At 51.0% G+C, this 12,575-nt stretch carries 12 protein-coding genes; 8 read left to right on the forward strand and 4 right to left on the reverse strand.

Annotated features, from left to right (window positions below; all coding sequences use genetic code 11):
- The first annotated feature begins 128 nt into the window (after positions 1-128).
- The 4 genes from bepA to VHA_RS17645 are packed head-to-tail and all read left to right on the forward strand — an operon-like array spanning position 129 to position 2,978.
- Entirely contained in the window at positions 129-1,586 is a 1,458-nt protein-coding gene (gene bepA / locus VHA_RS17630) for a beta-barrel assembly-enhancing protease (RefSeq protein ID WP_005506780.1), read from the forward strand.
- A gap of 36 nt (positions 1,587-1,622) precedes the next feature.
- Positions 1,623-1,967 carry an arsenate reductase (glutaredoxin) gene (arsC, locus tag VHA_RS17635; RefSeq protein ID WP_005506781.1) on the forward strand — a complete coding sequence of 115 codons (345 nt, stop codon included), beginning with the start codon at positions 1,623-1,625 and terminating at the stop codon, positions 1,965-1,967.
- Positions 1,967-2,548, forward strand: coding sequence for an NAD(P)H:quinone oxidoreductase (gene wrbA, locus VHA_RS17640; protein ID WP_005506782.1), 582 nt, complete (start codon positions 1,967-1,969; stop codon positions 2,546-2,548). Before arsC ends, wrbA begins: the two co-directional genes overlap by 1 nt.
- 16 nt (positions 2,549-2,564) lie before the next feature.
- Positions 2,565-2,978, forward strand: coding sequence for a DUF2069 domain-containing protein (locus tag VHA_RS17645; RefSeq protein ID WP_005506783.1), 414 nt, complete (start codon positions 2,565-2,567; stop codon positions 2,976-2,978).
- 88 nt (positions 2,979-3,066) lie between these two features.
- On the opposite strand, the gene VHA_RS17650 is transcribed toward VHA_RS17645, so the two are convergent.
- Positions 3,067-4,176 carry a DUF2066 domain-containing protein gene (locus tag VHA_RS17650; protein WP_005506785.1) on the reverse strand — a complete coding sequence of 370 codons (1,110 nt, stop codon included), beginning with the start codon at positions 4,174-4,176 and terminating at the stop codon, positions 3,067-3,069.
- Between the two features lie 266 nt (positions 4,177-4,442).
- Here VHA_RS17650 and VHA_RS17655 point away from each other — a divergent pair, with 266 nt between their 5' ends.
- Positions 4,443-5,684 carry a uracil-xanthine permease family protein gene (locus VHA_RS17655; protein WP_040529200.1) on the forward strand — a complete coding sequence of 414 codons (1,242 nt, stop codon included), beginning with the start codon at positions 4,443-4,445 and terminating at the stop codon, positions 5,682-5,684.
- Between the two features lie 62 nt (positions 5,685-5,746).
- Here VHA_RS17655 and upp read toward each other — a convergent pair whose 3' ends face one another.
- The gene (gene upp / locus VHA_RS17660) at positions 5,747-6,373 is read right to left on the reverse strand and encodes a uracil phosphoribosyltransferase (RefSeq protein ID WP_005506791.1); all 627 of its coding nucleotides are present in this window, start codon (positions 6,371-6,373) and stop codon (positions 5,747-5,749) included.
- Between the two features lie 191 nt (positions 6,374-6,564).
- Here upp and purM point away from each other — a divergent pair, with 191 nt between their 5' ends.
- Positions 6,565-7,608: a phosphoribosylformylglycinamidine cyclo-ligase gene (purM, locus tag VHA_RS17665; RefSeq protein ID WP_005506799.1), complete on the forward strand. Its 1,044-nt coding sequence runs from the start codon at positions 6,565-6,567 to the stop codon at positions 7,606-7,608.
- A 2-nt stretch (positions 7,609-7,610) separates the two neighbouring features.
- Complete coding sequence (gene purN, locus VHA_RS17670) at positions 7,611-8,246, forward strand: phosphoribosylglycinamide formyltransferase (RefSeq protein WP_005506800.1); 636 nt, start codon at positions 7,611-7,613, stop codon at positions 8,244-8,246.
- A gap of 83 nt (positions 8,247-8,329) precedes the next feature.
- Here the strand turns inward: purN and VHA_RS17675 are convergent, their stop codons facing one another.
- Together VHA_RS17675 and lpcA are read right to left on the reverse strand one after the other, a co-directional pair.
- A complete protein-coding gene (locus VHA_RS17675) occupies positions 8,330-9,151 on the reverse strand; it encodes a class II glutamine amidotransferase (protein WP_005506802.1) in 822 nt (273 codons plus the stop codon).
- Between the two features lie 9 nt (positions 9,152-9,160).
- On the reverse strand, positions 9,161-9,745 hold the full coding sequence (lpcA, locus tag VHA_RS17680) for a D-sedoheptulose 7-phosphate isomerase (protein ID WP_005506804.1): 585 nt from the start codon (positions 9,743-9,745) through the stop codon (positions 9,161-9,163).
- A gap of 324 nt (positions 9,746-10,069) precedes the next feature.
- Here lpcA and fadE point away from each other — a divergent pair, with 324 nt between their 5' ends.
- A complete protein-coding gene (fadE, locus tag VHA_RS17685) occupies positions 10,070-12,520 on the forward strand; it encodes an acyl-CoA dehydrogenase FadE (RefSeq protein WP_005506806.1) in 2,451 nt (816 codons plus the stop codon).
- The last annotated feature ends 55 nt before the right edge of the window (positions 12,521-12,575 follow it).

Genomic DNA, 12,575 nt, shown 5'->3' on the forward strand with positions numbered 1-12,575 from the left:
ACAACGCGGATAAGTAGTTTGGGGATCTGGAAAACCTTGCTATGAAGCTCAGAACCTCTTACCTGCAACGTTGTCTACCTATTCTGTTCCCGTTTTGATTTCGCGTGCTGGAGGCACCCACGTCAGTCATGCAGCTTTTCAAAAAAGCCACAATCAGCCTTCTTATTGCGTCGCTTACCCTGACTTCACCGGTGATGGCGACGTCGTACACCGATCTGCCTGATATCGGCACCGCAGCGGCAGGTACCCTGACTGTAGAGAAGGAAATAGAGTACGGCGATGCATATATGCGCACGCTCCGAGGCAACCTGCCTATTGTGAATGACCCGCTGCTGGTGGAATATATTTCCGCGCTCGGTGCATCACTGGTGGCCAACGCCAATGATGTGAAAACGCCTTTTGATTTTTTTCTGATACAGGACCGTGACATCAACGCCTTCGCATTCTTTGGTGGTCACGTTGCCCTACATACAGGGCTGTTTCTCCATGCACAGAGCGAAAGTGAACTGGCTTCCGTTGTTGCCCACGAAATCGCCCACCTGACCCAACGCCACTTAGCGCGGGCTATGGAAGAGCGGGCAAAACAGACGCCGTTGACCATGGCAGCCCTTGTCGGATCCCTGATGCTGGCAGTTGCGGCTCCCCAAGCCGGCATTGCTGCCGCACAAGCGACCGCGGCGGCCTCTATCCAGGGACAAATCAACTATACCCGCAGTAACGAGAAAGAAGCAGACCGCATTGGTCTGGAAACCCTGTCGCGCTCAGGGTTTGATGTTAATGCCATGCCAACGTTTTTTACCCGCATGGCTGATCAGTACCGCTTTGCATCCAAACCACCACAGTTTTTATTGACGCACCCCTTGCCGGACTCGCGCATTACTGATTCACGATCACGCGCTCAACAATACCCAAAACGTACGGTCCCCTTATCGCCGGAATACCATCTGGCCAGGGCCCGGGTCATCGCCCGTTTTGCCGGTATTGACCATGCTGCTGCACATGATTGGTTTGACCGCCAATTGAAAAAAGCCTCTCCGGCGCGGGCACAGTCGCTAAACTATGGCAAAGCTCTGGTCTACATCGGCACCCGCGAATTCGACAAAGCCAGCAAGCTGCTGGCGCCACTTTATAAAGCGCAGCCCAATAACCGCTTTTACCTCGATGCGATGACAGATCTCGATGTCGCGCAAAAGCGCTACGACTCAGCACTTAAACGCTTGGACAAAGCACTGGAAAGCCAGCCTAACAATGCCGTTTTACTGTTAAACCGTGACTATGTGTTGGTTGAAGCAGGCCGGTATAATGCGGCGATAAAAGGGCTGGTGAAATTCACCCACGCTCACCCAAATGACACTAACGGCTGGTCATTGCTGCGCAAAGCGTATGACAGTGAGGGGATCCGACACGGTGCGCTTGCCGCACAAGGCGAACTGTATGCGCTTAAAGGGCGATGGCACAAAGCGATTAGCAACTATACACAAGCCAGTCAGCTTGCAGAACTTGGCAGCCTTGATCAGGCCCGCTACGATGCACGTATTGACCAACTCAGGGTGCAGGAAGCGCGTGGCGCTGAGCTGAAACTCTGAGTCAGGCATTTAATAACAAAAACTAAAGGAGCTTTCATGTCAGTCACCATCTACCACAACGCACGTTGCTCAAAGAGCCGCCAGACTCTGGCCTTGCTGCAAGAGAAAGGCATCGAGCCCGAGATCGTGGCATATCTTGACACCCCACTGTCTGCCAACACACTCAAAACCCTGCAACGCCAGTTGGGTTTTGATTCTCCCCGTCAGATGATGCGCACCAAAGAAGACATCTACAACGCGCTGAAACTGGCAGATGCGACCGACGAACAACTGATCCAGGCGATGGTAGACAATCCAAAGTTGATTGAACGTCCGATTGTGGTTGCCAATGATAAAGCAGTAATGGGACGTCCACCAGAAAACGTACTGACCATCCTGTGATGACAGACATTCTGGTTCTTTACTATAGTCGTCACGGCGGGACGAAAAGCCTCGCCCGCCTGATCGCCCGTGGCGTGGAGGCCACTGGCGCAGTGGCAAGGCTTCGCACAGTGCCTGAGCTTGCCGTTGCCGGAGAGACAGTGGCTGAAACCATCCCTGACGATCCCTATGTTACCCTTGATGACCTCAATGCATGTGACGGACTCGCTCTCGGCAGCCCGGTGCGCTTTGGTAATATGGCTGCGCCGCTAAAGCATTTTATCGACACCACGGCAAAAACGTGGCTGGCCGGCACCTTGATAGGGAAACCTGCTATGGTCTTTACCTCAGGCTCGATGCTCCACGGCGGTCAGGAAACCACACTCAACACCATGATGCTGCCCTTATTACACCATGGTATGGTGATTGTCGGCCTGCCTCACTCTGAGCCAGCACTTCACACCACACAGGGCGGAGGCTCGCCTTACGGACCATCGCACATCACTGCCGAACACCGGCGCCAACCGGATGTGGATGAGAAAAATCTGGCGATTGCGGGTGGGAAACGTCTGGCTGAGATCGCCTCACGTCTCAAAGATTGATAAAAGGAGTTATCCGTTGTTTTCTTCGAGTTCAACACTCAGGCCGCTGGCTCTTGGTGCTTATCTGGCGCTGATCGGCTGGGTGGCATTATGGCATGGCGTGATTTCGCCCCATCCCCATGTCAATCCTATCGGTATTACGATAGCCTGGCTGGCACCGCTATTGTTCCCCTTAAAAGGTATCGTGACAGGAAAAGCCTATACTCATGCATGGGCGAACTTTATCCTGATGTTTTATTTCCTTCACGCCCTTACTATCCTTTGGGTGGATGAAGGCGAGCGCTGGCTGGCAACCATCGAATTGATACTGACTTCATTCTCTTTTGTCTGCAATGTGTATTTTGCCAAACGTAAGGGGCAAGAGCAGGGGTTGGGATTGAAAAAGCTCTCAGAGGTCGAGAAAGAAGAAAAAGCACGTTTCGGGCAGTAACCCGGATTGCGGCAAGGAATAAATTCAAAAAGCAGGTGACCCCACCTGCTTTTCTAGTTTTACTTTTTTGATTCTCTTTGGGATACCGCTATCCGACCCACTCGTATTGGATAGCGGTTTCAACCGGTACTGCCTCTGAAGCGGGCTCAACCGGGACAATCACCCCATCTGCGTTTTCTGTTATCTCAGGCATATTGTCAACCACCGATGCCGGCGCAACTTCAACGCGGCGCAAACGGCGATCAACCATCATCTCGTTATGGAAAATATCTTCAGACGCCAGCAAACTGATGCGGAAAACCACTGCGCCATCCGTGATTGATTCCAGACGTAACGTCGCTAACGAGTTCATCGCTTTCAGGATCCGCTCAATCACAAAGAAATCTTCAGCATCATCCAGACCCGAGATTTTCAGTAACTTGGTACCGCTGTCCGCCGCCCCCAGGTTTACAGCCAAACGCTCCGCATAGAAATCAGCAATATCGTCAATCATGGCCGCAAATGCCTGCTCCGGAGAACCAGAAGCCCGACCTTCTATCGGCGCATCTTTACCAATGCCTGCAGCATTAGGGAATAACTGCCAGTTGATGCGGTTGTTGTGTACCTTCACGACTGCGACGCCTGCTGGGTTGTAACGGGCACTTGCTTCGGCAATAGGGCCGGTGAAACCACCCCAGAGATCGGGAATCGACACCGCAACAACATCATCAAAGTCCCCCACGGGGATCAGCACTGGCAAACCACGGCGCTCACCTTCTGATTTCAGTGTATTAACCAATGGCGAGGCTGATTGCTCCCAAACCACGTTGCGTTGGGATCCATTGTCTTCCACCAGCCAGAAAAGCACTTCCGGACGTGGCGTTCCCCAGTAGGTTGCCTGCGCCTGTGTCAGCAAGGTACGGACTTTTCGATCATCAAAAGCAAGTAACAGCGCGCGCTGACCGTCTATATCACCATAGCCAAGCTGGGTGATGTATTGATTTACCGTTGGCAACGCCTTCTGGATTACTGGGTTATTATCCACATCAGACTGGCCGGAGGCACGGATAAGTACATCAACAAACGCCGTCTCTTTCGCCGCCTGTTCCGTTGCTGTATCACTGTCATTCAATACCACTTCTGCACGGAACAATGAAGCGGCCACAGCACTGGTTTGCCCCAATGCGAGCGTCAAAACGAAAATGAAAGTTCGTAACATAACTTTGCCAGATAACTCGATGTTTAAACGTTGATCATAAAGTGAAGCCCTACAGTCAGCAATGGCTAAACACTGAAATTGCGTCATCTCCCCAAAAGGCTGAGCCACTCCCCCATCTCTTTTGTGCTTGTGACTGCGTCGCTACTATTTTGACAAAAAGTGGGAGGTTCTGTGTTTCTCGTCGACTGTATATAACAACTTACTGCAATGCCCTTGAAAACCATGATAGTATCCCGCGATTTTTTTAAACTTCAGGAAGGTGCGTCATGATGCAAGTTTTACAAGGGGCACAAATGCTATTTGTTGCCTTTGGCGCGTTAGTGCTGGTTCCATTGCTTACGGGACTTGATCCTAACGTTGCGCTCTTCGGTGCCGGTATTGGCACCCTTCTCTTCCAATTGATTACCAAACGCTCTGTCCCCATTTTCCTCGCATCCTCTTTTGCCTTTATTGCCCCTATCATGTACGGCGTCCAAAGCTGGGGTATTCCAGCCACCATGGGCGGACTCATGGCAGCCGGTGCGGTGTATGTTCTGATGGGCAGCATCATTAAAGTACGTGGTGTTGGTTTCATCCATAAGCTACTGCCGCCGGTCGTGGTTGGCCCGGTGATTATGGTGATTGGTCTGGGTCTGGCACCGGCAGCCGTCAACATGGCAGTGGGTAAATCCGGCGACGGTGCCATCCAGTTGATTGACGGCTCCGCAGCGCTCTGGATTTCGGCAATATCACTGATCACTACCATTGCGGTGTCGGTGTTCGCCAAAGGTTTCTTTAAACTGGTACCGATTCTGGCGGGTATCGTTTCAGGGTATGTGGTGGCACTCTTCTTCGGCGTGGTGGACTTTTCGCCAGTACAGAATGCGGCCTGGCTTTCCATGCCAAACTTCACGGTACCGGAGTTCAACATCAACGCTATCCTGTTCATGATCCCGGTCGCGATTGCTCCGGCAGTAGAGCACGTGGGTGACATGCTGGCGATTTCCCATGTTACTAACAAAGACTACCTGAAAAAGCCCGGGCTTCACCGTACCATGACTGGCGACGGCGTAGCCACCATGGCAGCCTCTCTGTTTGGCGCACCGCCAAACACCACCTATAGTGAAGTCACCGGCGCCGTGATGCTGACTCGCGCATTTAACCCAGCCATCATGACCTGGGCGGCAGTGACAGCCATTGTTCTAGCCTTTGTTGGCAAACTGGGGGCGGTTTTACAAACCATTCCTGTCCCTGTAATGGGCGGCATTATGATCCTGCTGTTTGGTTCTATCGCCACGGTCGGCCTTAACACACTGATCAAAAACCAAGTTGACCTTCACAAAGCGCGTAACCTGGCGATTGTAGCGGTAACACTGGTGTTCGGTATTGGCGGTATGGCATTTGGTATCGGCGAGTTCAGCCTGCAAGGCATCAGCCTGTGCGGTATCGTGGCGATTGTACTGAACCTTATCCTGCCGCACGACTTAGGCGAAACCCATGTTGTCGACAACGCACAGATAGAAGATTAACGCATTACGCGGAGACGAAAAAAGGCTTCCGGTTGGAAGCCTTTTCCATATTGTTAACTCGGTTATTTGGTACCGAAGATCTTGTCGCCTGCATCGCCCAGCCCCGGAACGATGTAACCTTTGTCATTCAGTTTTTTATCGATAGCAGCGGTATACAGCTCAACATCCGGATGTGCTTTTTCCAGTGCTTCAATACCTTCTGGCGCTGCGACCAGTACCAGCACCTTAATGTGCTCACACCCATGCTCTTTCAGCAGATCAATTGTTGCAATCATTGATCCACCGGTTGCCAGCATTGGGTCAACAACCAGCGCCATACGCTCATTGATATTACTGGCAAGTTTGTGGAAGTAAGGTACTGGCTCCAGCGTTTCCTCGTCACGGTAGATTCCCACCACGCTGATTCGCGCACTTGGGATGTGCTCCAACACACCATCCATCATACCAAGACCCGCTCGCAGAATTGGCACAACGGTGACTTTTTTGCCCTTGATACGATCAATTTCTACCGGACCGTTCCAGCCTTCAATGGTCACTTTTTCCGTTTCAAAATCAGAGGTCGCTTCATAGGTCAGAAGACTGCCTACTTCTGTCGCCAACTCCCGGAAACGCTTGGTACTGATGTCACCTTCGCGCATAAGGCCGATTTTGTGCTTTACCAGCGGGTGTTTAACTTCGACGACTTTCATGACAGACTCCTGAAAAAAAACAAATTCATGGGATTATACACAAGAAAACCCAATCGAATAGCTACAGACAGCGGGTTGTTTCTTTTTCATTCAAAGTCGCCACTTTGAACCTAACGCAAACGTTTTCCTTTTTGAAATACCACTGTTAAAATGGCGCCGCTTTTTAGTCCACAACTCGGTAAGGATCCCCCGTGAGCGATAATAAGTCTTCTCTAAGTTACAAAGATGCAGGTGTAGATATCGATGCAGGTAACGCCCTAGTCGACAGAATCAAAGGTGTTGTTAAGCGCACCCGTCGTCCTGAAGTGATGGGAGGTATCGGTGGTTTCGGTGCACTTTGTGAACTGCCTTCAAAATACAAACAGCCGGTACTGGTTTCAGGTACTGACGGTGTAGGCACCAAACTTCGCCTGGCGATGGATCTGAAAAAACATGACACCATTGGTATCGACCTCGTCGCCATGTGTGTCAACGACCTGATTGTCCAGGGCGCTGAGCCCCTCTTCTTCCTCGACTACTATGCAACGGGCAAACTGGATGTTGATACTGCCGCAAACGTGGTGACCGGCATCGGTGAAGGGTGTTTGCAAGCAGGTTGTGCACTGATCGGCGGTGAAACAGCTGAAATGCCGGGTATGTACCACGGAGAAGATTACGACGTGGCAGGCTTCTGCGTAGGTGTGGTGGAAAAAGAAGACATTATTGATGGCTCAAAAGTCTCACAGGGCGATGCCATCATTGCCGTGGCGTCTTCCGGGCCTCACTCAAACGGTTACAGTTTGATCCGTAAAATCATCGAAGTATCCGGTGCGGATGTCAATACAGAGCTTGAAGGCAAAACTCTGGCTGACCACCTGCTGGAACCCACCCGTATTTATGTGAAACCAGTACTCAAGATGTTGGAAAGCTGTGAGGTTCACGCTATTTCCCACATCACCGGTGGCGGTTTCTGGGAAAACATCCCGCGCGTTCTCCCTGACGGCACCAAAGCTGTGATCGACGGTAACAGCTGGGAATGGCCCGCTATCTTCAACTGGTTACAAGAGAACGGTAACGTGACCGAGCACGAAATGTACCGTACCTTCAACTGTGGTGTTGGCCTTGTCATTGCGTTACCGGCAGAGCAAGCGCAAAAAGCGATTGATATCCTAAATCAGGAAGGTGAAAACGCCTGGCTGTTGGGTTCTATAGAAAAAGCTGTAACCGGTGAAGCACAGGTTGAGATCAAGGGGTAACCATGAAAAAGCTGGTTGTTCTGGTTTCTGGTAACGGCTCCAACCTGCAGGCGATTATCGACCGTTGTCATGGACAAAATGGCGTTGAAATTGCCGCTGTGATTGCCAACAAGGAAGATGCCTACGGCCTGATCCGGGCAGAAAAAGCGGGCATTGATGCCTTGGTCGTGACCAGCAAAGGAATGCCAGACCGAAACCAATACGACAGTCAGCTGATGGTGGCTATTGATAAATACGCGCCAGACCTGATTGTGCTGGCAGGTTTCATGCGGATTCTAACACCAGCATTTGTCCGTCATTATCAAGGAAAAATGCTGAACATCCACCCTTCGCTATTGCCAAAATACACCGGCCTCAATACCCATCAGCGTGCTATTGATGCCGGAGATAAGGAACACGGAACGTCAGTGCATTTCGTTACTGAGGAGCTAGATGGCGGCCCAGTTATCCTTCAGGCCAGGGTACCCATTTTTGATGATGATGACTCTGAAAGTGTGTCTGCCCGCGTTCAGGAGCAGGAGCACCGAATCTATCCACTGGTGGTTAACTGGTTCTGTCAGGGTAGGCTCAAGATGGCTGATGGGCAAGCTATTCTGGATGGTGAAACCTTAGGCCCGTCAGGCTACGCAGCCGATTAACGCCTTTTTTCCGGATACAACACTGAATACAAAAAACGCGCCTTTTGTGAAAGCGCGTTTTTTATTATCTGGAAGCGTGGGGACTAAGCAGACCCACTGATCGTGTTTTCTGATTGCAACGCAATTTCAGCGCGGTTACAGGTAATCACCTCACCGAGGTGGAACACACAATATTCCCCTGGCTGCATTTTGTGCCAAGTTTCATTGTTGGTCAGAGGTTGGGTTGCAATCACTGTCACCACATCATTGGGGGTGGTTTCTTCTTGGAAATCAACCGTCACTTCCTCATCAATCAGGCTTGCTTTTCCAAACGGCGCACGGCGGGTGATCCAGTGAAGGTTATTGGTGCAATAAGACATCACATAATCGCCATCACTGAACAGCATGTTGAATACACCAAGCGCACGCAGCTTGTCACAACGGCTGGCGATAAAACGGAACACGTCTGTCATGTCTTCCGGCTTGTCTGGATAGTGCTGCTCAATTTCATGCAACAGGTAGCAAAATGCCTTTTCACTGTCCGTCTCACCCACCGGCTTGAAATGTCCCGTTGGCAGGTCTTCATACCCGGTCAATTGACCATTGTGGGCATAGGTCCAGTATCGCCCCCAAATCTCCCGGGTAAAGGGATGGGTATTTACCAGGCTGACTTCGCCACGATTGGCCTGTCGGATATGGCTGATTACGGCGCAGCTTTTTATCGGGTAACTCTGAACCAGCTCAGCAATTTTTGAATCACAACTTGGGTTAGGATCTTTAAAAGTCCGGTACCCTTTGCCCTCATAAAAGACAATCCCCCAACCGTCACGGTGGGGGCCTGTTTTTCCCCCACGCTGAATCAGACCGGTGAAGCTAAAACAAATATCGGTGGGTACATTGGCACTCATGCCAAGCAGTTCACACATCCCTTTACGTTACCCTTGTTGTTCCATTTCTTTTTCAACCAGCTGGATCAGGATGTGAATGATCTTGATGTGCACTTCCTGAATACGGTCGGCATAGCCAAAGTGTGGCACCCGAATTTCGATATCAGCCAAGCCCGCCATTTTACCGCCATCTTTACCGGTCAGCATGATGGTCTTCATGCCTTTTTCTTTCGCCGCATCAATCGCTTTTAATACGTTGCCTGAGTTGCCGGAAGTGGACAAGCCAAACAACACATCGCCTTTTGAGCCGACAGCCTGCACATAACGTGAGAACACGTATTCATAACCAAAATCATTCGACACACAAGAGAGGTGACTAGGGTCTGAGATCGCAATTGCCGCGTAACCCGGACGGTTTTCACGATAACGGCCAGTCAGTTCTTCGGCAAAATGCATTGCATCACAGTGTGAACCACCATTTCCGCATGACAGCACTTTACCACCGGCTTTAAACGAATCGGCCAACAGCTTCGCCGCCGCTTCAATATCAGCGATATTTTTGTCGTCACTTAGAAAGGCATTCAGCACCTGGGCCGCTTCGTTAAGCTCTGAGCGTATAAGATCTTGGTACATGGGCAATTCTCTATTTATGTTGATTGTTTCCCCACCGTACAACAGATACCAAAGGGGAAGATTAGGTTGCAGGGCAAGCGCCCAGAAAAATTAGATGCAGTGTACCTGTAAAAGAATAAGGCTGTCGATAATCCGCCTCACCTTATGATTTTCCCAAAAAACAATTGCCTGAAAATCACACACTGTTTCTTTCTATGCACCGATTAATCGATGCGCACACTTTTATTGATTTTTCGTTTTACATTTTTGCAAAAATCTGCTTACAATTAAGTGGTATGACCTCTTACCATTTAAAGTTGGGTTGAAGGAAAAGGAGATCCAAAAATGGCGACAACCCTGTACCTGATAACGTTTCTGGCACTGATGGCGACACTGGCATACCATCGTGCTGGCTTGAAACTGTTTACCGCTGTTGCAGCGGGGATGTTAATTGTTGGCTCTGTGTTGGGCATAGTTGGCCAGATCAGTTGGCTGGTGTTTATCGCGATAGCCATTCCCCTAAATGTCCGCACTTTCCGTGAGTCCTGGTTGAGTAAACCAGCACTGAAAATGTTTAAACGCGTAATGCCGGAGATGTCCCAGACAGAAAAAGAAGCTATTGATGCCGGCACTGTATGGTGGGAAGCCGACCTTTTCCGTGGTGCGCCTGACTGGAACAAACTGCATGATATTCCCGCACCGCGTCTCAGTGCAGAAGAGCGCGCTTTCCTCGATGGTCCCGTTAACGAAGTGTGCCGAATGGTCAATGACTACCATGTCACCCATGAACTCGCAGATCTTCCCCCTGAGGTTTGGCAATACCTGAAAGACAACAAATTCTTCGCCATGATCATCAAGAAAGAATACGGTGGTCTGGAATTCTCTGCCTATGCGCAATCGCTGGTGCTGCAGAAATTGACCGGTGTGTCCGGTGTGCTTTCGTCAACTGTCGGCGTACCAAACAGTCTGGGGCCGGGTGAGCTGCTACAACACTATGGCACCAAAGATCAAAAAGACTATTACCTGCCCCGCCTCGCCAATGGCCTGGAAATTCCCTGTTTTGCCCTCACCAGTCCGGAAGCAGGGTCGGATGCAGGTTCCATCCCAGATGAAGGGATTGTGACCAAAGGCATGTGGCAAGGTAAAGAAGTGCTTGGGATGTCAATTACCTGGAACAAGCGCTATATCACTCTGGCACCGGTCGCCACGGTATTGGGCTTGGCATTCAAACTGAAAGATCCAGATGGCCTACTGGGTGACAAACAAGATATCGGCATTACCTGCGCCCTAATCCCAACTGATATTGAGGGTGTAGATATTGGCCGCCGTCACTCCCCGCTAAACCTGCCTTTCCAGAATGGTCCAACCCGCGGTGAGAATATCTTTGTACCGCTCGACTTCATCATTGGCGGTCCTGATATGGCAGGCCAGGGCTGGCGTATGCTGGTGGAATGTCTGTCTGTTGGCCGTGGTATTACCCTGCCTTCCAACTCAACCGGTGGCCTGAAAACAGCTGCTCTGGCGACCGGCGCTTATGCGCGCATCCGTCGCCAGTTCAAACTGCCTATCGGTAAGATGGAAGGAATTGAGGAGCCGCTGGCACGTATTGGCGGGAATGCTTACGTAATGGATGCCGCCAGTGCATTGACAGTCGCAGGCATCGATTTGGGCGAAAAGCCATCCGTGATTTCAGCTATCGTGAAATATCACTGTACCCACCGCGGCCAACGTGGCGTGATTGATGCCATGGACGTTGTCGGCGGCAAAGGGATCTGTCTAGGACCGAAAAATTTCCTCGCCCGTGCTTATCAGGGCGCCCCTATCGCGATCACCGTAGAAGGGGCGAACATTCTGACCCGCTCAATGATTATCTTCGGTCAGGGTGCGATCCGCTGCCACCCATTCGTACTAGAAGAAATGAATGCCGCTTACAAAGACAATGAACAAGAAGCTCTGGCCGGATTCGACCAGGCATTGTTTGGCCACGTCGGTTTTGTTATCAGCAACCTGGTACGCTCAGTGTGGCTTGGCCTGACCGACGGCCGCACGTCCTGCGTGCCACGCAAAGATGAAACGGCCCGTTATTACCAACAAATGAACCGCTATGCTTCAAACCTTGCTCTGCTTGCAGATGTCTCGATGGCTGTCTTGGGTGGAAACCTGAAGCGGAAAGAACGCCTGTCTGCGCGATTGGGTGATGTGCTGAGCCAGCTATACCTGGCTTCTGCAACCATGAAGCGCTATGCAGATGAAGGATACCAGAAAGCGGATCTGCCACTGGTTCACTGGGGAATGCAAGATGCGCTGTATCAGGCTGAAGAAGCACTGGATGACTTTCTTGCTAACTTCCCGGCACGCTGGGTTGCCATGCCGCTTCGCGTTCTACTGTTCCCGTTTGGCATCCGTCGCACCAAACCCAGTGATTCACTGGATGGAAAGGTCGCTGCAATTTTGCAAACGCCGGGCGACACCCGCAGCCGTATTGGCCGTGGTCAGTTCCTGGAAGCGTCTGAACACAACCCAGTAGGTAAGATTGAAAAAGCCTTGCTGGATATTCTGGCCGCAGAGCCTATCTACCAAAAAGTATGTCAGGCGACCGGCCAGAAACTGCCCTTTATGTTTCTCAACAAGGTGGCAGACATAGGCCTTCGTGAAGATGCTATCTCCGAGAAAGAGGCCGAGATCCTCCGTATTGCGGAAGAAGGCCGCCTCGAAACCATTAACGTTGATGATTTTGACCCAGCGGAACTTGCCACCGCAAGCAATACTCTGGACAAAGTCGTTCACGCCGCCTAAAACAAAGCGTCAAACGTAAAAAGGAGAAGCCGGATGCTTCTCCTTTTTTTTCTTT

This window comes from Grimontia hollisae CIP 101886, assembly GCF_000176515.1.
Classification (GTDB): Bacteria; Pseudomonadota; Gammaproteobacteria; order Enterobacterales; family Vibrionaceae; genus Enterovibrio; species Enterovibrio hollisae.